The organism is Bifidobacterium tsurumiense, from assembly GCF_000741765.1.
GTDB lineage: Bacteria > Actinomycetota > Actinomycetes > Actinomycetales > Bifidobacteriaceae > Bifidobacterium > Bifidobacterium tsurumiense.
This window is the reverse complement of the sequence record NZ_JGZU01000001.1, coordinates 33,614-52,739: the sequence shown is the minus strand read 5'-3', so window position 1 is coordinate 52,739 and position 19,126 is coordinate 33,614. Positions and strand designations below refer to the sequence as shown.

At 53.5% G+C, this 19,126-nt stretch carries 16 protein-coding genes, 2 tRNA genes and 1 pseudogene; 7 read left to right on the top strand and 12 right to left on the bottom strand.

Going from position 1 to position 19,126, the window contains the following annotated elements:
* Positions 1 to 260 (top strand): annotated as a pseudogene (locus tag BITS_RS09040) (IS256 family transposase); the annotation flags it as partial.
* A gap of 197 nt (positions 261 to 457) precedes the next feature.
* Here BITS_RS09040 and BITS_RS00240 read toward each other — a convergent pair.
* The 3 genes from BITS_RS00240 to BITS_RS09180 all read right to left on the bottom strand — a co-directional run bounded on the left by BITS_RS00240 (position 458) and on the right by BITS_RS09180 (position 1,104).
* Positions 458 to 530 (bottom strand) — tRNA-Ala (locus BITS_RS00240).
* A gap of 43 nt (positions 531 to 573) precedes the next feature.
* Positions 574 to 647: transfer RNA gene (locus tag BITS_RS00235), tRNA-Ile, on the bottom strand.
* Positions 648 to 936: 289 nt separating this feature from the next.
* Entirely contained in the window at positions 937 to 1,104 is a 168-nt protein-coding gene (locus BITS_RS09180; protein WP_162141993.1) for a hypothetical protein, read from the bottom strand.
* On the opposite strand from BITS_RS09180, the gene BITS_RS00230 reads away from it, so the two are divergent.
* Complete coding sequence (locus tag BITS_RS00230) at positions 1,031 to 1,576, top strand: M48 family metallopeptidase (protein WP_051264386.1); 546 nt, start codon at positions 1,031 to 1,033, stop codon at positions 1,574 to 1,576. The genes BITS_RS09180 and BITS_RS00230 overlap by 74 nt on opposite strands.
* 207 nt (positions 1,577 to 1,783) lie before the next feature.
* On the opposite strand, the gene BITS_RS00225 is transcribed toward BITS_RS00230, so the two are convergent.
* The 5 genes from BITS_RS00225 to BITS_RS00205 form a co-directional block, all read right to left on the bottom strand.
* A complete protein-coding gene (locus BITS_RS00225; protein ID WP_026642669.1) occupies positions 1,784 to 3,058 on the bottom strand; it encodes a serine hydrolase domain-containing protein in 1,275 nt (424 codons plus the stop codon).
* A gap of 161 nt (positions 3,059 to 3,219) precedes the next feature.
* Positions 3,220 to 3,417: a hypothetical protein gene (locus tag BITS_RS00220; protein ID WP_026642670.1), complete on the bottom strand. Its 198-nt coding sequence runs from the start codon at positions 3,415 to 3,417 to the stop codon at positions 3,220 to 3,222.
* A gap of 56 nt (positions 3,418 to 3,473) precedes the next feature.
* Positions 3,474 to 3,953, bottom strand: coding sequence for a Dps family protein (locus BITS_RS00215; protein ID WP_026642671.1), 480 nt, complete (start codon positions 3,951 to 3,953; stop codon positions 3,474 to 3,476).
* Between the two features lie 339 nt (positions 3,954 to 4,292).
* The gene (locus tag BITS_RS00210; RefSeq protein ID WP_026642672.1) at positions 4,293 to 5,657 is read right to left on the bottom strand and encodes a hemolysin family protein; all 1,365 of its coding nucleotides are present in this window, start codon (positions 5,655 to 5,657) and stop codon (positions 4,293 to 4,295) included.
* Between the two features lie 95 nt (positions 5,658 to 5,752).
* The gene (locus BITS_RS00205; RefSeq protein WP_026642674.1) at positions 5,753 to 6,394 is read right to left on the bottom strand and encodes a carbonic anhydrase; all 642 of its coding nucleotides are present in this window, start codon (positions 6,392 to 6,394) and stop codon (positions 5,753 to 5,755) included.
* A 369-nt stretch (positions 6,395 to 6,763) separates the two neighbouring features.
* Here BITS_RS00205 and ahpC point away from each other — a divergent pair, with 369 nt between their 5' ends.
* Positions 6,764 to 7,327: an alkyl hydroperoxide reductase subunit C gene (gene ahpC, locus BITS_RS00200; RefSeq protein WP_026642675.1), complete on the top strand. Its 564-nt coding sequence runs from the start codon at positions 6,764 to 6,766 to the stop codon at positions 7,325 to 7,327.
* A gap of 238 nt (positions 7,328 to 7,565) precedes the next feature.
* Here the strand turns inward: ahpC and BITS_RS00195 are convergent, their stop codons facing one another.
* Positions 7,566 to 10,322 carry a phosphoenolpyruvate carboxylase gene (locus BITS_RS00195; RefSeq protein WP_026642676.1) on the bottom strand — a complete coding sequence of 919 codons (2,757 nt, stop codon included), beginning with the start codon at positions 10,320 to 10,322 and terminating at the stop codon, positions 7,566 to 7,568.
* Positions 10,323 to 10,851: 529 nt separating this feature from the next.
* Here BITS_RS00195 and BITS_RS00190 point away from each other — a divergent pair.
* The gene (locus tag BITS_RS00190) at positions 10,852 to 12,459 is read left to right on the top strand and encodes a threonine/serine exporter family protein (protein ID WP_081693592.1); all 1,608 of its coding nucleotides are present in this window, start codon (positions 10,852 to 10,854) and stop codon (positions 12,457 to 12,459) included.
* Between the two features lie 282 nt (positions 12,460 to 12,741).
* On the opposite strand, the gene trpS is transcribed toward BITS_RS00190, so the two are convergent.
* Positions 12,742 to 13,833 carry a tryptophan--tRNA ligase gene (gene trpS / locus BITS_RS00185; RefSeq protein WP_026642678.1) on the bottom strand — a complete coding sequence of 364 codons (1,092 nt, stop codon included), beginning with the start codon at positions 13,831 to 13,833 and terminating at the stop codon, positions 12,742 to 12,744.
* A gap of 146 nt (positions 13,834 to 13,979) precedes the next feature.
* Here trpS and BITS_RS00180 point away from each other — a divergent pair, with 146 nt between their 5' ends.
* The gene (locus tag BITS_RS00180) at positions 13,980 to 14,363 is read left to right on the top strand and encodes a DUF3073 domain-containing protein (protein ID WP_026642679.1); all 384 of its coding nucleotides are present in this window, start codon (positions 13,980 to 13,982) and stop codon (positions 14,361 to 14,363) included.
* A 101-nt stretch (positions 14,364 to 14,464) separates the two neighbouring features.
* On the opposite strand, the gene BITS_RS00175 is transcribed toward BITS_RS00180, so the two are convergent.
* A complete protein-coding gene (locus BITS_RS00175; protein WP_026642680.1) occupies positions 14,465 to 14,914 on the bottom strand; it encodes a sterol carrier family protein in 450 nt (149 codons plus the stop codon).
* A gap of 290 nt (positions 14,915 to 15,204) precedes the next feature.
* On the opposite strand from BITS_RS00175, the gene BITS_RS00170 reads away from it, so the two are divergent.
* The gene (locus BITS_RS00170; protein WP_026642681.1) at positions 15,205 to 17,667 is read left to right on the top strand and encodes a glycogen/starch/alpha-glucan phosphorylase; all 2,463 of its coding nucleotides are present in this window, start codon (positions 15,205 to 15,207) and stop codon (positions 17,665 to 17,667) included.
* 282 nt (positions 17,668 to 17,949) lie between these two features.
* On the opposite strand, the gene BITS_RS00165 is transcribed toward BITS_RS00170, so the two are convergent.
* On the bottom strand, positions 17,950 to 18,171 hold the full coding sequence (locus BITS_RS00165; RefSeq protein WP_026642682.1) for a hypothetical protein: 222 nt from the start codon (positions 18,169 to 18,171) through the stop codon (positions 17,950 to 17,952).
* 148 nt (positions 18,172 to 18,319) lie between these two features.
* Here BITS_RS00165 and BITS_RS00160 point away from each other — a divergent pair, with 148 nt between their 5' ends.
* The gene (locus BITS_RS00160; RefSeq protein ID WP_034534346.1) at positions 18,320 to 19,015 is read left to right on the top strand and encodes a rhomboid family intramembrane serine protease; all 696 of its coding nucleotides are present in this window, start codon (positions 18,320 to 18,322) and stop codon (positions 19,013 to 19,015) included.
* Positions 19,016 to 19,126: the final 111 nt, after the last annotated feature.

The following is a 19,126-nucleotide window of genomic DNA, read 5'->3' as shown; positions in this document are numbered from 1 at the left end:
ATCACAGGGGACTGAGCCTGGTGCGCCGGATCAAGGCGATCTGCTGGTGGTGCCACCAACGCACCGAACATCCCGAACCCGCATCCTGGCTGGTGGAAAACGCGTTCACCGACCAGAAAATCGAGGAACTCCACAGGCTGGCATGGGAAAGGAGCCCCCAAGGCGCATACGAAACGTTCGGCATACCCAACCGATACGGAACCGGCATCGACTGGAACGAATTCCACACCAGCACCAGATACCCAAACGCCACCGAATAAAACCACCACCAGACACACAATTTGGCCTATAACCCGAATTTTGCATCTCTTGTGCACCGTCTATGCACCGTTCGTGCGATACTTGTGCGATTAAATCGATTGATTTGCGTTTATTTAGAGCTGATTTAGGGCGGTGGAAAATAAACAAAAACCCTTGAAATCAGCCGATTCCAAGGGTTTTTGTTGAACTATTCCTGTGGAGCTAGCCGGGTTCGAACCGGCGACCCTCTGCTTGCAAAGCAGATGCGCTACCAGCTGCGCTATAGCCCCGTGCTGAAAAAAAGAGCGGCGAGAGCCGCTTAAGTTTTCTGCGTGGGCCCGGGAGGACTTGAACCTCCGACCTCATCCTTATCAGGGATGCGCTCTAACCACCTGAGCTACGGGCCCGCTTTTGACGCTTCAAAAGCGCACAAGTGAAGAGAATACCATCTCATGAATAAAAGTCAATTCATAAACATGCGCGTGTCGCGCAATCATATGGCTCCCGTCTGTATTGCAGACTACAAGGGAAAGAGAGGATCCGCAATACCAGCGTTTTCTGTCCAAGTGAGATGTCAGTAAAGAGGTATCAATAAACTCACGGCCACGAATTATCTGCCATACGAGCAATATTCAGACACATCGTCCGGCAACTATCCTCGCAGAGAATCGGACACGGCGATGTAGGCTATATGCATCATTGTGTGTAAGAAAGAGCAACATTGCCAAACCAACAAAAACTAGACATAGATGGATTGCGCGTTTCCTTGGTGCGCAAACCCATCAAGAATATGTATTTGCGCGTGAAACCACCCCATGGCGAAATCGTCATATCAGCACCGACCAGGATGAAAGACGCAGCCATTGCATCCTTTGTTCATAGCCGTAGGTCATGGATATTGCAACAGCAAAAGCGAGTACGCGCTGCATATCAAAATGCGATCGAGCATATAGGCGGCACTGATTCACCACAAACTTCTGCAACGCAGCACATTGAATGGTCTGAGTCAACAAAACAACAGGCTGCCCAGAATATCCAATCGCAGCTGCCTCAATTGCTGGATCATTGGGGCGCAATAATAGGCCGCGGGCCCACTCATATCACCCTGAGGCTCATGACCTCGCGATGGGGGTCATGCACACCAGCCACAGGTCGCATTCGGTTGAACTTGCAACTCGGCCTGATGGAAAGCCGATATTTGGAATATGTGCTGGTTCACGAAATGACACATTTGTGGGCGAGAGGCCACGGAGAACAGTTTCAACGTCATATGGATCGGTATCTTCCAGATTGGCGTCAAAGGCGTCGCGAACTCAATCGCATGGTGCTTTGGTGAGCACGGTCTCAGCTTTGGCAACACCTGCTTCCCGGCAAAATGCCAAAGCCGATACCGATGCCATTTCTTCCTCGCCACTCGTCCAGAGAGTGCAGTGGAAGACAGATTTCAGCATTCGTCGGATCATATATTGACTGCATCCCGCGCAAAATCGAAACGCGAGTATGGCTTGCAAATACTTAGTATTCCAAGCCATACCCGCAGAGTTTACGACACATGCGACCACACGATATTCTTCATTTTGCGGATGAAGGGCAGCGTCCCTGAATTCGTCAGCTGCATCATCACAAGGAACGTGGTTCCTGTGGTCGGATCGTTGCAGAAATAGGATCCGAGCCATCCGCCCCAACCGTATTCTCCGAGATGGCAGTTTTCGTCGGCCAGTCCAGGTTCAATGGCGACATCCATCAATGCGTTGTATCCATGTGCGGGCATCCAATCGGAGAAGTCGCGACGCTGACTTTCCTTTAAGCCGTTCGTGGTCATCATGCGCACGGTATCGGGCTGGAAAATACGGACACCATTGAGCTCGCCTCCGTTAATGAGCATCTGCCCGAATTTCGCATAGTCATCCAGTGTGGAACGCAGGCCGGCTCCGCCTGATTCGAAGGCGGGTGCATGGTCGGCGGCATATGGGATTCCCAAATGATCGGTGCGTATTTCGCGTAGCACGTGACCTCTATTTACGGCATTCACAGGGTCTTTGGGATTGTCATATGCTGCAACCAAACGATGCTGCTTATCGGCCGGCACGAAGAAAGACGTATCGGTCATGCCCAGCGGGCCGAAGAATTCCTGTTGCAAGAAATCCCCGAATCGCATGCCGGAAGCGACTTCAACAACCGCGCCGAGGACATCAGCCGAAGTTCCATATGACCAATGACTGCCAGGATGAAAACGCAGAGGCAATTGACCGAGACGATTGGCGAATTCCACGGTTCCCATGGGATTGTCCGAATAGAGCCGGTCTCCTAATTCATCGAAGAGCTTGGCGGTAATCCGTCCGGCTTCAAACGTTGCATCGGGATATACCAAACCAGAAGTCATGGTGAGCAGATCCCTGATCGTCATGGCACGTTGCACGGGTTCTTCGACAATAGCATCTGCATTGCCTGCGGCTACTCCGGTATCGTCATTCTTCTGCATAGGAACGCCGCTGCTCAACGTATCATTGCGATCAAGATGCACGACTTGCCCTACGAAACCCGGCAAATATGCACTCACTGGCTCCACAAGATCGATGATTCCGCGTTCCACAAGCAACATGACAGCAGCACCGGTTATCGGCTTGGATTGTGAATATAAGCGGAAAATGGTGTCTCTCGTTATCGGCTCGTTTCGTTCAATGGACCGCAGTCCTGATTGCGCGTACCAACGTTCCTGACCATGCTGCATGACGAGCACACTGGCGCCAGCGACGTCCGCGTCTGCCACAGCTTTATCGAGGACGGATTGAAGCATGTCCTGCACAGAGTAGTTCATCGTTGAATCCTTTCTGCGCCAAGCCTTGCACATAGTATGGATATCTCATATTCGTGTCATAAACAGCGAAATGGATGTCGCATTGTGTATGCGATACACGAGGGATGAGGAATAGCGTTGTCATTGAACGGTGACGACATTCGAGCTTAAGGTGATTCCATCTATTCAGGTAAAGCAGCGTAAATTACCACTGCAATATGATGCAGATTCACGGCGGCATCGGCTGCAATCACGTATGCGCGGCTCTTCATGCCTAGATCGGTATCTTGCGTATCGCTTATGGCGTATGGCCAGCAGTACTGGGGAAGATACGAAAGCGCCGCATGCCAGATAACGGCATACGACGCTTCGTCAGGCAAATCAGCGGGTCCTCATTGCCCCGCAGCCGATTTGCCTTGCGCTCTAATGGCTGGAATCAGCCCAGATGGCTACGCATGAACCACTGGAACTTCTCGAGCTCCTGCACATGGTCCTGAATGATATTGGAGCTGATGACATCCAGCTCATCCAGTTCGGCAATGGCCTTGCGGTCATCAGCAATGAAGGAATCGTAATACTCAATCAGGGCCTTGAGATAATCCTCAGTGGACTGGCGTCCCTCAAGATCGAATTCCTTCCAGGTACGGTGACGGATCACCGAATCGGCGCGGCCATCAGGAGATCCACCCAGCGTTGCAATGCGTTCCGCGGTCTCATCAGCCTGAGCAAGCACGGAATCAACCTCGGGATCGATCATCTCATGCACGGCAATGAAATTAGGTCCCTTCACATTCCAGTGCGCATGCTTGAGCACCAGAGCGGCCTCCTGCTCCTGGCTCAAACGGTTCTGCAGAATGGCGATTACCTTCTCAGAAGTGGCTTCATCCAAACCGGGAACGATGAATGAGAGTGACATATGGATCATCCTTTCTATCCAATGGATGTAAACAACACCCATTCTAGTCAATGAAGCTGCTGAGGGTTATGAGAACGCTCCGCTATAAGCCGAACCCAAGTGAAGCCAGTCGTCCTATTGCGGCCTTCTGCTCGGTGGAATACGGCAAGTTGCCCGAATATAACCAAATGCCGTAAGAATGAGTTCGCAGTGAGTCTGTGCCATATGAGCGGGCCATATGCGCGGGGCAGATCTTGGACAGTCTTTATCCTCGAAGAACGCGCATCCATCTGAGTGGGGCGCCTGCACTCATTGAGGCGTCCCCCTACTTAGTGCTTATCTACTTGGCCGAGATACCAGTTATTGAGCGGACTGGTCGGAATGCGAATCGTCGGCCGCATGTGGAGCGTTCAACAGCACAGGAGGCTGACTCAGATCGCGCTTGCGCACTTCAATGGTGTCAATACGCCGTCCCTCGACTTTGGTGACCACCATATCGTAGCCGTCATCAGAATGCAGCACATCGCCCACTGCACCCATTTTTCCAGTATGTGCGAGGAAGTAGCCTGCCACGGTTTCATATGGGCCATCCTCAAGCTCAATCCCCGTCAAATCAGCGAAGTCCTCAATGGTCATACCGCCCTCGATAGTGGCAACGCCATTGACGAAAGCAGTGCGCTCGGTGCGCTCGCCGCCCTTTTCCTCCGGCAGATCATATTCATCACGAATATCGCCCACAAGTTCCTCGGTCATATCTTCCAAGGTCACGATGCCGTCAGTACCGCCATATTCGTCGATAACCACGGCCAGGTGAATCCCGCGCTTGCGTAGGAGCTCAAGACTGGGCAGGAGCCGTGATGTGCCAGGCAGGGAAATGCCTTCACGTGTCACATCGGCAACGGTTGAGGCATTAGGATCGCGCACATCCAGCAAATCACGAACATGCACGAATCCGAGCACGTCATCAAAGTCTTTGCCTGTGACGGGATAGCGTGAGTATGGCATTTCGCGCACATATGCTGCTGCCTCTTCCAAGGTTTGCGATCCTTCGAGGAACACAACATCGGCGCGGGGGCGCATAACCTCGGCCACGATGGTTTCAGAAGCATCGAAAACATCGTCAAGAATGGTGCGTTCATCCTTGCTTAGGCGTGTATTGGTATTCACCAAGACGCGGAGTTCTTCATCGGAAACTTCGCTTTCCGTCTCATACGGATCAAAGCCAAGCAGACGCACGATGCCGTTGGTGTTCTTGCCGATAAGCCAAATTATGGGTTTGCATACCTTGGCGAATACATCGATTGCGGGCACAACCGCCCTGGCAATCTGTTCGGCTCGCTGCATGGCGATGCGCTTTGGCACAAGCTCTGAGATGACTATAGAGCAGTAGGAAATCACCAAGGTGAGCACAATCGTGGTGAGTGGCGCGGCCACATTGGTGGGCACCCCCCAGCTTTCCACGATAGGCACCAACGATGGCGAGATCGAGGATTCGCCGAATGAAGCTGACAGGAAGCCAGAGAGAGTCACACCAATTTGGACTGTTGACAAAAAGGTATTGGGATCGCGTGCGATTTTGGCGACCCGTGCACCCCGCGCATCCTCCTGTTCCATCTGATCGATTTGCGAACCGCGAAGGCTGACCAAGGCCAGCTCAGTTGCGGCGAAAATCGATCCGACAAGCAGGAAGATGAAAACCAACACTATGTTCAAACCGAGCGACATGCTTCCCAGTGTAAGAGATGGGGAAAACCGTGCGCGTGGCGGATGCTAAGCGCGGAATTCGAGAATGTCGGCAGTGTTGCGGTTAATGCTGGTGGCTAGAAACTCAATACCTCTACCTTGCCTGTGGTCAGCTCATATCGAGCGCCAACAATCATCAGACGCTCCTCGGAGAGCGCCTCCCGAATAACTGTGGAACGCTCGACCAGATGCTCAATAGTGCGGGCAATATGCACTCGCTCGATATCAGCGCTGTCGTCCAGTTCAGCCTCATGAGCCTGAATCACTGAAGGGCTGACTGCGTGGAGAATATAGGAATCGGATTCAGCGATGCCCTGGGGGCCGAGTTGTTCAAAGGCTTGGACGGCGGCCTTTATTGCGCCGCATCCTTCATGACCCATAACTATCAGTAGGCTGACATGCAGATCGTCAACTGCGTATTCAAGCGAGGACAGCACTGCATCATCAATCATCTGTCCAGCGGTTCGCACGGCGAAAATATCGCCAAGACCCGCATCGAATATGATCTCCGGAGGCACTCTGGAATCAGAGCAGGACAGAATGGCCGCATCAGGATTCTGGCGTTCGATGAGTGAATTGCGTGTTTCTTTGTCTTGCCACGGGTGTTGGACCTTGCCTTCAACAAAGCGCCTGTTTCCTGCGAGCAGCCTGCTCCAGGTCGCGTTTGCGGTTGATGAGGAGAAATCTTCGCGATCTTCAGATGCTTGGGCGTTATCCATAGTGACCTCCTTGACAGTGTTCATCGTACTACGTTGGTGAACCCAGAGGAGTCTCGGCGTGATGGTTATGGCGGAGGAGTGGATGAGAGGGCGGTGTGAGGAGATAAGGCGGTGAGAGAGGACGATATGAGTTTGGGTTGATGGTGACAGTCTCGTTATCGGGTGAGAAAAACCCCTATATACATCGATATCCCATTGCAATCAATGTGAGTATCCCCACAGGATTCTCTGTGGCAATCTGCATCGCAAAGACTACGATAGAGAGTGCAATACGGCTGATGCCGTTGTGAAGGGCATCAGCACCACGCATGCATTCAGGCAGACAATATGCCGAATGTTCAGAAGTATGAATGACAGCGAGGTAGCGAAATGACTCTTCTGCAGCACGAAATAACTGATTTCACCGTAAACGCCTTTCAAAATGGCGATTTTCGCGAGGTGAGCAAGAAGGACGTGCTGGGCCATTGGTCTGTGTTCTTCTTCTATCCAGCCGATTTCACCTTCGTATGTCCGACCGAGCTTGAGGATTTGGCCGACAAATACGAGGAATTCAAGAAACTTGACTGCGAGATCTATTCAGTATCCTGCGATACGCATTATGCACACAAGGCATGGCATGATGCCAGCGAAAATATCGCCAAAATAACCTACCCGATGTTGGCTGATCCTACCGCTTTGCTGGCAAAGGACCTCGATACGTATAACGAGGCTGACGGAACCGCAGAGCGCGGCGATTTCATCATCAATCCTGAAGGCAAGGTTGTGGCATACGAGGTCACTTCGTCGAATGTGGGCCGCAACGCCGACGAGCTGCTGCGCCGCGTGAAGGCATCCCAATTCGTGTATGAGCACGGCGACCAGGTATGCCCTGCCAAGTGGGAGCCAGGCGAGGCGACCATCGCCCCAAGCCTGAATCTTGTCGGACAGTTGTAAACCGAATCTGTATTGACTGTGCACCTCAATTTGATCTGCTCGATTGAGGTGCACAGTTTTTTTGAGCAGTCTATACGTGTACTGCCTGCGTAGGATTTGGCCTGTAACCCTGGGATTTGCCTATATGGATAGCAATGCCAGAAGGCGGCGCGTGCCAATAATCCAAATACGTATCACATACAAAAGGGCGGTGGGCTCTGCAAGAGAACCCACCGCCCTTCGCGATATTCAGCGTGAATCAGCCGGTATTCTGCAGGCCTGCAGCCACACCGGACACCGTGCATAGGATCAGGTAGATGAACTCTGCCTGTTGGCTTTGGCTGAGTTCTTCCTTATCCACCTTGCGACGCAAGGAGCGCAGTGCGAGTACCTGAGTGACCGAAAGCGCATCCACATAAGGGGAGCGAATGCGGATGGCTTGTCCAAGCACATGGCGGTGCTGCAACGGCCATTCGTCTCCGACGATCTTGAGCACCCACTTGCGAGTGAGCTCCATCTCCTGGAGCACCTTGTCGCGCAGGTCATCACGATCGCCCAGAGCCAGATACATCTTGGCGATGCGTTCGTCGGTCTTTGCCAGCGACATTTCGATATTGTCGATGAATGTGCTGAACAGAGGCCATTCTTCGTATGCCTTGCGAAGAGTATCGAGATCGTTGAACTTTTCACAGGCAGAACCGAGGCCATACCATGCTGCCAGATTGATGCGAGCCTGTGCCCAGGAGAAGACCCACGGAATCGTACGCAGATCATCAAGCGACTTGGCGCCGAGTCCGCGCTTAGCCGGGCGTGAGCCGATAGGCAGCAAGCCGATTTCGCTCAATGGCGTCACAGTGGAGAACCACGGTGCAAAATCATCTGTATTGAGCAGATCCAAGAAGCGGTTGTGGGCAGCCTCATCCAAGGCGGCAGCCATATCCGAATACTTGTGGGTCATCTCGGTATTGGTCTTCTCCACGCTTGGAGCGGACTGCAGCAGAGTTGCCGCTGCAACCGATTCAACGTGGCGAATGGCCAGAACGGGGTTGCCGTAACGTGCGAAAATGACCTCGCCCTGTTCGGTGAGCTTGAAGCGGCAGTTCACCGAACCCACTGGCTGAGCCAGAACTGCGCGGTTAGCAGGACCGCCACCGCGGCCAACGGCACCGCCGCGACCATGGAATAGCGTCAAATCAATATCATGCGACTCTGCCCACTTCGCAATGCGTTCCTGTGCGGAATGCAGTGCCAAAGTAGCTGAGGTCGGGCCGGCATCCTTGGAGGAATCCGAATAGCCCAGCATGACTTCCATCTTGTTGCCGGTGGCCTTTAGACGAGCTTGCACCTCAGGGATCTTGATGATCTCTTCGAGCACATCAACGGAGTTCTGCAAATCCTCCAACTGCTCAAACAACGGGATGACGTCGATGGTCGGCACATCCTTTGGATTGGAGAATGCCAGACGATTCAGCTCGAATACATCGCGCACATTCTGCGCCGACTTGGTAAAGGAGATGATGTAGCGACGAGCGGCCTTCATGCCGTTGCGCTTCTGGATAGAGCCCAGTGCGCGGAAGGTGTCCAGCACCTCATGGGTCATCGGCTGCAGAGGACCACGCTCACCGTGGCGGCCGTGCTCGCGAATGTCTTCCAATGCGCGGGAATGCACCACGGAATGCTGACGGAACTCCATCTCCACCATGTGGAAGCCGAAGGTTTCCGCCTGCCAGATCAGATCCTGCAACGGGCCGTAGGCGGCACGACGTGCATTGCCGTCGGCGAGCGAACGCTGCACGGTCTTCAGATCCTTGATGAAGTCCTCGCAGGTGTGATACATCAGATCGGCGTCGCGGTCGATGGTGTAGTGCAGGCGATCGGCCATAACCAGCATGACTGCGCGATGCGGTTCCTTGGTGGAGATCAGCGAAGCCTTGTCGGTGAGGCGTTCGCTCATTTCCTTCTGGTGGTTCCACAGGTTCACGAGTTCAGGGCTTGCCGGCGTGGTATCCGACTCCATGGTCAGATTGCGTCCGACATTCCTTGTGGACTCTTCCAATGCGGCAATGACGTGATCGCTGAATTTGCGGGCGACAAGGCGGCTCACCTTGGCCGTGACATTCGGGTTTCCATCACGGTCAGAGCCAATCCAGCTTCCTGGGTGGAAGAATGCCGGGCACTGCGGTTCAACGAGGCCTGCGCGGTCGCCAAGCAGCCAGTCGTCAAAACGACGATACACGGCCGGGATGGTGTTGAAGAGGGTGTTATCGAAAATATCGATTATGGTATTGGCTTCTTCGACTGGCGTCGGCTTCTTCAAAGCGATTGGGGAGGTGCGGAACAGCGCGTCGATCTCGCTGAAGAGACGACGGTAGTTTTCCTTCTTATCCGTTCCTCCGAGGAATTTGTGCGCACTCAGCAGCTCTGCGATACGGCGGATCTTGCCTTCCACGGCCTTGCGGCGAGCTTCGGTCGGATGTGCCGTAAACACAGGGTGGAACTCGAGCTTCTCAAGCAGATCCTTGGCCTTTGCCGGTCCCATCTCGGCAAGCAGCTGGTGGTAGGCGCGGGTCATCTCATTGATCGGATCAACTGCCTGATTCTCGTTGACTTCGGACTCGCGCTGGTGCAGAACGGAGACTCGGTAGTTCTCCTCGCACAGATTTGCCAAGTGGAAATACGTGGCGAATGCGCGTGCCAACAGCTGTGCGTCATGCAGATTCATCTCATCGATGATTTCGACGGCTTTCTTCAGGCCATCGTTATCTGGATCCGGATCAACCAGAACGCCGGAGAAGTGCTCGGCGCTGGCTTCCACTGCATAGTTGAGCACAGTGTCAAAAGTGGACAACAATTCGGGATCGAATTCATCAAGCACTTCGCGAAGGGTTTGCAGGCACAAATCCATGTCATGCTTCAATGAATCGGGAAGTGTGCGCTCCTCCGGACCCTTGGTCCCCAAACCAGAAGCCACAATCGTGGCGTCCGCAGGAGTGATTTGTTCCTCTTGTGTTGTCATCAGACCTCCTTTACCGAATGTAAGGTTGCTCGGTCTGACGGTCCTCCACGGCTCCTCCGTGGTTGTTTTGGCCGTCCGTTGCGAGCCCACAGCCTCGTATTCAGCGGTTGCATAGCACATTGTAGGACTCACACTTTGACACAAATGTTACGAAATACTTTTTCTATGGAAATTAGTTCGATATTTGGGCAAAAATATGAGACAATGCGTTTTGCAACATCTTCATTGTTCATATGAATTTCACCGAGACCATTAAGAAACGCAAAAGCCGATAACCCAGCGATATTCCAGCACTCCATCGATGTATATAGAACACATCATCGCTGCGGTAATTTACATTTGTGAGCCATCGAAATAGGGCATTGCTGATGACGTGACACAGGGAAATAAGGAATGGACAAGGCCTGTTCACATTGTGGGCAGACCATACGCTACTACTAGTATTGTGAGTTCTCCAGCCGATCAGCACAATCAAAATGCCAACGCAACCGCAGTACGCAAATACCATTCCCACGCGATTCCCCTTGACATGGAAGACATTGAGCGTGACTGGGACAAGCCGGTAGAGGAAGCCGGCATTGCCGCAAAAGCCAGCATCATCGTGCGAGTAGGCATGCTGGATCTGGGGGCCGGAACGGGAAGTTTCCGCGTGCGAGAGATGATGCACCGCATTGCTTATCCATTGGGCGTCCATGTTCGGGCCGATGTGAATCTCACCAATATCGAAGCCGCCTGCACCGATGGCAAGAACCGCATCACTGAGGTGGTTGATCTGCCGACAACCGGCGTGAACACCGAACGCATCTGGCTGCTGGAGCATTTTGCGGATTGGTTCAATGCCCATTGTGGTGTCGGTTCAATGTATCACGCCAAGGCATCGGTCTCTGAAGCGCTTATGGAAAGCATGGACGCTCCTGAAGCGCAGAAATCCTTGGTGCAAGCCGCACGGCAACGACGCAAGCAGAAACAGGCGGAACTCGATGCGCGTCGCATAGCAGGTCAAACGCCAAGCGAAGGCCGCAAATCCCCTATCTCCGATGATGTGAAAAGCTCAAACGGTGAACAAGCTTTCACTGATACACATGCCTCTGAAGCCGGACAAGCCCCGAACATTGCGAGCAATTCCAGTGCTGACCAATCTGAACGCAAACCTCTCACCGTGCGTCAGGCACATGATCGCCTCGATGTTATCGAGCACCGCAAGCCTCTGTACACCCCTGCCTTTTCCGCATTGGGAGCTGCCATCGCCTGCGCGGCCTTCGTTTTCCTCCTGGGCGGCGGGCCATACGATATGATTGGTGCCTTCGTCGGTGCCGGTATCGGTCATTTCCTTCGCAGGCTGATGTTCGCGCGCAGACTGAATCAGTTCTTCGTCACCTTCGTATCCGTTGCGGTGGCCGCACTGGTGTGCACCGGCACATTGCGACTCATCGGTTTGGCCGATCCGGTGGCATTGCAGCACGATACTGCATATATAGGTGCAATGCTTTTCGTGATTCCTGGATTCCCCTTGATCACCGGTGGCTTGGATATTGCCAAATTGGACTTCCCCTCGGGCGTGCAGAGGATGTTCTACACCTTATCGTTGATTCTTATGGCAACGCTGGCCGCATGGATGGTGGCGCTTATCGTCCACCTCAACCCTCAGGGCTTCGAACCGTTGAATCTGAATCCTTGGGTCTATGCCGGATTACGATTCATCGCGGCATTTGCCGGAGTCTGGGGATTCTCGGTGCTTTTCAATTCTCCGCAGCGCATGTGCTACACGGCTGCAATCATCGGAGCCATTACCGATACGCTACGACTGACTTTCGTGGATTTCGGCATGCCCCCCGAGGCTGCGGCATTCATCGGAGCGTTACTTGCAGGACTGCTGGCCACAGCCTGGCGCCAAGCCGTCCGCCATGGGAAGTTGCCGCTGTATCTGGGCTACCCCCGCATATGTCTCACAGTGCCATCCATTGTCATCATGGTGCCCGGAATGTATATGTATCAAGCCATGTTCCATCTGGGACAGTATGAAATCCAGCAATCCCTGGATTGGGGATTCAGGGCATTCATGGTTATCGTCTGCTTGCCCATCGGTTTGGCCATGGCACGCGTGCTCGCCGATAAGAGTTGGCGCTATGACGTCTGACATGTCGTTGGCAATATGCAACTGCGATAATACGGAAAGATGGTTAGCGGCAATCGAATAATATCTTGCCATCAGCCACAACTGGGCGAAAGTACCGCGAGAATACCAGAATCTGCAAGTGATGCTGCAAGTCAACTTTGCGTGATACTTCGATTCGAAGCGTTCTGGAATAGCAATGCTTCCGCGATTCGGATATTGCAAAGCGCCGCACCCAGCGAATAGGTGCGGCGCTTATTGAACGGCATTGCGAGGTGCGCCTCGCAATATGGGATCAGACCGTGCTCAGTACTTCATTCCCATCGCACTGCGAACCTGATCCAGCGTCTCCTCGGCGATGGCGTTGGCACGCTTATTGCCGTCATGCAGAATATCGCGGATCGCATCCATATCCTTGGCCAACTCTGCGCGGCGTTCGCGGTGCGGTGCCAGGAATGCATTAACCGATTCGACAACATATGCCTTCAATGCGCCGGCGCCGGCATCGCCGATTTCCTCTGCGATATCTTCGGGCTTGCGGCCGGTAACCAGACCGGCAGTGGTCAGCAAAGCGGAAACCTGCGGACGAGCAATAGGATCAAATGTGATACGACGCTCGGAATCGGTCGGGCTCTTTTTGATCAGTTTGGCGGTTTCCTCAGCGGTGGCGCCCAACATAATGGAATTGCCATATGACTTGCTCATCTTGCGCCCATCCAGGCCGGGGATCTCCGGCGCTTCGGACAGGATTGCCGATGGTTCGGGGAATACCGGATTCTTCTTGGCATACCGCTCATTGAAGCGGCGGGCAATGGTGCGGGTGATCTCAACATGAGGCAGATTATCTTTGCCGATCGGCACCACATTGGCCTTGCAGAAGAGAATATCGCAAGCCTGATGAACCGGGTAGGTCAACAGCAAGCCAGTAAGCGCATGGCCTGAAGCTTCCATCTCCGACTTCACCGTAGGATTGCGGTGCAATTCGGCCTCGGTGACCAAGGAGAGGAAGGGCAGCATCAACTGATTGGCGGCTGCAACGGCAGAATGGGTGAAAATCATGGTTTTTTCGGGATCAATGCCGGCCGCCATGTAATCGAGCACCAAATTGAGCACATTGTCTTCGATATGTTCGGTGGTGTCGCGATCGGTGATCACTTGGTAATCCGCAATGATGATATTGGTATTGACGCCACGCTCCTGCATGGCAACGCGCTCGCGGATGGAACCAAAGTAATGCCCCAGATGAAGACGTCCGGTAGGCCGATCGCCGGTAAGCATGGTGAATTTTGCAGGATTCTCGATCAACTTGGCAAGAGTTGCATCCGAACGCTGCTTTGCTGCGAGGAAGCTGGCACTCATTTCATTGCCGGCCGCAGTCATCTGAGGTTCATCCGTCATTGCACAGTCCTTTGATGGGATAGTAAAACCGTTCAAAATATTGCTTTTATCGTAAAAGTTCAAGAAGACAATGAAACAGTGCCGAACAAGTGGTACTCTCTAATGTGATGAATTGAAAGCTACCGTAATTATTTACAGGGGGTCAGATGGGCCGCGGACGTCAGAAAGCGAAACAGCAGAAAATAGCCCGTAAGCTCAAGTATCTGACAACCGATACCGATTACGACGAGCTCGCCAAGGAGCTGAGCGCGCAGGAACCGGGCGTGGGGTCGTTTGATCCGTTTGCGGACGGTGAGGACGGGTACGAGTCTCAGGCCGAAGCCGTTGAGGACGAGCAAGAAGTGTCGGCACCCGGTGATGATGATCTTGATGAATATGCAAAATGGGCGGCGGAAGCCGCTGCGAAGGCCACCAGCGGTGAAATGCCGGTGACCAAATCCGAAAACAAGGCAGATATGCCAAAGCCGCGTCCGCATAGGCCGATTCCTATGCCGATGCCAAGCGCCTTGAAAAGGCCGAAGTCGGAGTAATCGCTGCGATTGCTGAGTTGTGCCCGTAGTGCGGAATGCATTACGGGCACACGTATAAGCGGAGGCATTCCGACATGCCAAGTGTTGAGCAAGGCTGTGCCTTATCGCATTCGCAAGGGCAACAGATCGCTTAGATCATCGCGCTCGCCCATTGCGCTGATACGACCGGCTTCTCGCTCCTCACTCCATGTTGTCACTCCCGTTGCCAAACGCATCCAGACGTCGGGATCCAGTTCGATGACGTCGGGAGGTGTGAGATTGTGCGGATCAGATGCCGGTCCTTCGAGGATTTTTATGGCTCCCCACGGGGCCACGCGCACTTCCACTCCCTCGCCGGGTGCCAGTCGTTCGAGCAGGAATAACGAGTATCTCACGGCCATGGCCCACACTGGACGAGGAAGTTCGGGGCCGAAATTCAACCGTTGCGAAAGCGTCATGGATTCTGGCTCGGATGATGGGGACGCGGGGACGATATATTCCTGAGCTGCCTCTAGCCATTGCTGGAATGCGTCCCTGCCTTGCGGAATATCATGTTCGCAAATCACTGCCATAGTGTGTATTCTGCCTTGCAATTGCGACGAAATATCCATCGGTCGAGCATTCCGCAATGCGCATATTTATATAATCGACAGTTTTATGCTGGATTAGGAGCACAGGAAACGCATGATTTGCATACGTTTTTTTGGCTATGTGACAGTCTTTCAATGAGGTGCTATCATCGCTCTATGAGAACGTATGCAATATGCTGCGCACCAAGCGCGGTGCCTAGATGTAATGAGGCATAGCAAGGCATAATGGCATAATGGTTCTTAGACGTGTATCCGTTTAAGGGAGTCATAGAATGACCGAAATTACCGCACCAAAGTCCCCTATTTCAGCGGAGCAGTTTGCGGATGAAATCCGCGAGCAGCTCAAATACACGCAGGGTGTGACCGAGCAGCAGGCAACCGACGCAGATGTTTATGTCGCGGCAGCCAGCGCAGTACGTCGCCACCTCATGGATGCGTGGATGCAAACACAGCAAGATATGATCAACGGCGATACTAAGGCCGTCGGCTATCTGAGCGCAGAGTTCTTGATGGGCAAGCAGTTGAGCAACGCACTGCTCAATGTCGGCTTGACTGAACAATTCGAAGAGGCCGTCAAGAATCTCGGACATGATCCGCAGAATGTTATCGACGCTGAGTATGAGCCTGGCTTGGGCAATGGTGGCCTTGGTCGTTTGGCAGCATGCTTCATCGATTCCCTGGCTTCTCTGGGTGTTCCCGCCTTCGGCTACGGCATCCAATACAAATACGGCATCTTCAAGCAGGAGTTCGACGAAGAAGGCAAGCAGGTAGAGACGCCTGATTACTGGCTGGAAAACGAAGAGCCATGGGGCCATATCGATTATGGCCGCTCCCAGCGCGTGAACTTCGGAGGCGAAGTCGTTGAGGAGAACGGCAAGCGCGTATGGAAGCCTTCGTGGGCTGTCCGCGCAGTGCCGGTGGACTATATGGTCCCTGGCTACAAGTCCGGTCGCGTCAACACCTTGCGTCTGTGGACCTCCAAGTCCTACGATGAGTTCGATCTGCTCACCTTCAACAAGTCCGAGTATTTGGACGCCGTGCGTCCTCAGGTCGTTGCTGAAAATATCTCGAAGATCCTGTATCCGGAAGATTCAACCCCTCAGGGCAAGGCACTGCGTCTGGAGCAGCAGTACTTCTTCGTCTCCGCTTCCATCCACGACGCCATTCGCGTGTTCTATCCAGGGCAAGACAAGCCGGATCTGACCACATTCCCGCAGAAGATCAACTTCCAGCTCAACGATACGCACCCCGTTATCGGCATTCCGGAGCTTATGCGTGTGCTGATCGACGAGTACGGATATGACTGGGATACCGCTTGGTCGATTACTTCCAAGACCTTCAACTACACCTGCCACACTCTGCTTCCTGAGGCACTGGAAGTGTGGTCCGCAGACCTCATCGGCGCTTTGCTGCCTCGCCATCTTGAAATCATCAAGAAGATCAACGATCAGTTCGTCAAGGAACTCGCTGCACAGGGCGTTGATAAGAAGCAGATCGAGCGCATGCGCATCTACACCGATGGCAAAGATGCTTCCGTCCGCATGGCATATCTCGCCACATACGGCGGCTCTCATGTCAATGGTGTGGCAGAGTTGCATTCCCAGCTGCTCAAGGATGTGACGCTAAAGGACTTCTCCGATGCATATCCTGACAAGTTCACCAATGTCACGAATGGCGTAACCCCACGTCGTTTCGTGCGCATGGCAAATCCGCGCATGTCCGACCTCATCACCGAGGGTCTGGGAACCGATGCCTGGATGAGCGATCTGGAGAAGCTCCAGGGCTTGGTGCCGTTGGCTGACGATGCCGAGTTCGTCAAGAAGTTCGCTGAGGTCAAGCAGGCCAATAAGCGTGCTTTTGTTGATTTCGCCAAGCGCAAGTACGGCTTCGAAATCAATGCGGACACCATGTTCAACACCATGGTCAAGCGTCTGCACGAATACAAGCGTCAGTCCCTGAAGATTCTTGCCGTCATTTCCACCTATGCGGATATCAAGTCCGGCAAGCTTGATGTGGACAGCATCGTTCCTCGCACGGTGTTCTTCGGAGCCAAGTCCGCACCGGGATATGCAATGGCCAAGGAAACCATCCAGCTCATCAACAATGTGTCCCGCGTGGTGAACAACGATCCAGCCACCAAGGGCAAGCTCTCTGTCTACTTCCCATGGAACTACAACATCGAGCTGGCGGAGAACCTCATTCCTGCCACCGACCTCGATGAGCAGATTTCCCAGGCGGGCAAGGAAGCATCCGGTACCGGCAATATGAAGTTCGCCCTGAACGGCGCACTGACCGTGGGCACTCTGGACGGCGCCAATGTGGAGATCCGTGAGCGCGTCGGCGCCGAGAACTTCTTCCTCTTCGGCATGACCGTTGACGAGGTGGATGCCCTCTATGCAGCCGACTACGATCACGGCGGATCCCGCAGGTATTACGAAGAGGATCCTCGCCTGAAGCAGGCCATCGATATGGTTGCCGACGGCACCTTCTCCGAGGGTGACAAAAAGACCTACGAGAATCTGGTCAACGACTGGCTGACCCACGATTACTTCATGACCCTGGCTGATTTCGGTGCGTATATGGACATTCAGGACGAGATCGAATCAACCTACCGTGACCCGATGAAGTGGGCTCGTATGGCTGTGCTCAACGTGGCCAACTCCGGCTACTTCAGCTCGGATCGTTCCATCGAGGATTATCTGGAACGCATCTGGCACACCGGTCCGCTTGCCTGAGTGAGAACGATGCGCACGGGCTCTGCTGCCGGATGAGCGGTTGAAGCCTGATCCGACCTCAATAGGCCGCGTGAATTCATTCGGATTCGCGCGGCCTATTGATATTTACGGTGTCATTGTCTTCGCCTTGCATTGCGCATAGTTCCATATTTCGCATGTTGCCAAGCCATTGTGTTTGCCGGTTGGTTATCGCGATCAAAAGCCATTCCATTGATGGGTAGCAAAAAGCCGGCGGGGCAATCAATGCCCAGCGCCGGCTAAACGGTTGTGTTGTGAGAAATCTCATGCGGCTTCTACCGCCGGAGCGGCCTCTTCTTCTTCGTCGCTCTCGTCCTCGTCCTTGGACAAGCCCAGATCCACAGGAGAAGAGCTATTCTCCCATGGCTCCTCCCAAGGATCGTAATCAGGGTTCTGCTGCTTGTAGATGTACAGTCCGATAACTGCAGCGAGCAGACCGCCGAAGAGTAGTGCGAAGAATTTCCAACCGTTGGACTTGCGTTCCATGACGGCTCCTTTCCCGGTTACGCTGACTGCCCATTCAAGTCAACTCTATCTTCTATCTTAGTTCCCCGTTTGTAACGATTGAGTGGACGTTATGCATTGCTGTAAGCCGGCAAAGAAGCTGCGGAAAGATAGCGGCTAAAGTAAGCGTATGCAACGTATCGACAGACGAACAATTGAGGCGCAATGGCGCTCCGGAGGTCCGGTTATCACCGTCGCGATTATCGCAGTATGCGTGGCCGTTTGGATTGTGGAGATGCTCACATATATGTTGTCTCCGACTCTCTTCGCGCGGCTTATGTCTCCTTTGGTATATGCACCGGCATATGTGCATATCGAGCCGTGGACTTGGTTTAGCTCCATGTTTGTGCATGCGCCGAATCTTATGCACATCCTGTTTAATATGGTTGCTTTGTGGTCGGTGGGCCCTGTTTTGGAACGCATGATGGGGCATTGGCGTTATCTTGCGTTATATGTGATTTCCGGCTTGGGAGCCGCGGTCGGAATCAGTGCATGGTGCACTATTACTGGCAATTGGGCGATGTCGGCATATGGCGCATCGGGGGCGCTTTTCGGATTATTTGCTGCACTATTGGTGGTATTCCGCCGCATCGGAGCTGATATTCGTTCCATGCTGATTTGGATGGCAGTGAACTTTGCTCTGCCTCTTGTGATTCCGAATATTGCATGGCAGGCACATGTGGGCGGATTCATTATTGGCGGCGTCCTCACGTGGCTGCTAGTTTCGGGAGTCCCGGCATGGAGAAAATGGTCATTCACCAGGCGCATGTGGGTGTATGGGGGCACGGTGACCTGTCTCCTTGTGGTGGCACTGGTGCTGTTGTAGCGGGATTTCCGTATGCAATTCGGCGCCATTGCTCACAAGGTAAATTACAGTGATGTAGTTTTCCACAATTGTGGACAAGCATGTGGATAGTGTGGGTATAAGCGGGGGATA

What these genes read in the sequence shown, in the direction of transcription:
- BITS_RS00195 (WP_026642676.1), bottom strand. Translation starts at nt 10,322, where the DNA reads ATGACAACACAAGAGGAACAAATCACTCCTGCGGACGCCACGATTGTG.
- BITS_RS00210 (WP_026642672.1), bottom strand. Translation starts at nt 5,657, where the DNA reads ATGTCGCTCGGTTTGAACATAGTGTTGGTTTTCATCTTCCTGCTTGTC.
- ahpC (WP_026642675.1), top strand. Translation starts at nt 6,764, where the DNA reads ATGACTCTTCTGCAGCACGAAATAACTGATTTCACCGTAAACGCCTTT.
- BITS_RS00190 (WP_081693592.1), top strand. Translation starts at nt 10,852, where the DNA reads ATGGAAGACATTGAGCGTGACTGGGACAAGCCGGTAGAGGAAGCCGGC.
- BITS_RS09180 (WP_162141993.1), bottom strand. Translation starts at nt 1,104, where the DNA reads ATGGCTGCGTCTTTCATCCTGGTCGGTGCTGATATGACGATTTCGCCA.
- BITS_RS00180 (WP_026642679.1), top strand. Translation starts at nt 13,980, where the DNA reads ATGGGCCGCGGACGTCAGAAAGCGAAACAGCAGAAAATAGCCCGTAAG.
- BITS_RS00225 (WP_026642669.1), bottom strand. Translation starts at nt 3,058, where the DNA reads ATGAACTACTCTGTGCAGGACATGCTTCAATCCGTCCTCGATAAAGCT.
- BITS_RS00165 (WP_026642682.1), bottom strand. Translation starts at nt 18,171, where the DNA reads ATGGAACGCAAGTCCAACGGTTGGAAATTCTTCGCACTACTCTTCGGC.
- BITS_RS00215 (WP_026642671.1), bottom strand. Translation starts at nt 3,953, where the DNA reads ATGTCACTCTCATTCATCGTTCCCGGTTTGGATGAAGCCACTTCTGAG.
- trpS (WP_026642678.1), bottom strand. Translation starts at nt 13,833, where the DNA reads ATGACGGATGAACCTCAGATGACTGCGGCCGGCAATGAAATGAGTGCC.
- BITS_RS00175 (WP_026642680.1), bottom strand. Translation starts at nt 14,914, where the DNA reads ATGGCAGTGATTTGCGAACATGATATTCCGCAAGGCAGGGACGCATTC.
- BITS_RS00160 (WP_034534346.1), top strand. Translation starts at nt 18,320, where the DNA reads ATGCAACGTATCGACAGACGAACAATTGAGGCGCAATGGCGCTCCGGA.
- BITS_RS00170 (WP_026642681.1), top strand. Translation starts at nt 15,205, where the DNA reads ATGACCGAAATTACCGCACCAAAGTCCCCTATTTCAGCGGAGCAGTTT.
- BITS_RS00230 (WP_051264386.1), top strand. Translation starts at nt 1,031, where the DNA reads ATGTATTTGCGCGTGAAACCACCCCATGGCGAAATCGTCATATCAGCA.
- BITS_RS00205 (WP_026642674.1), bottom strand. Translation starts at nt 6,394, where the DNA reads ATGGATAACGCCCAAGCATCTGAAGATCGCGAAGATTTCTCCTCATCA.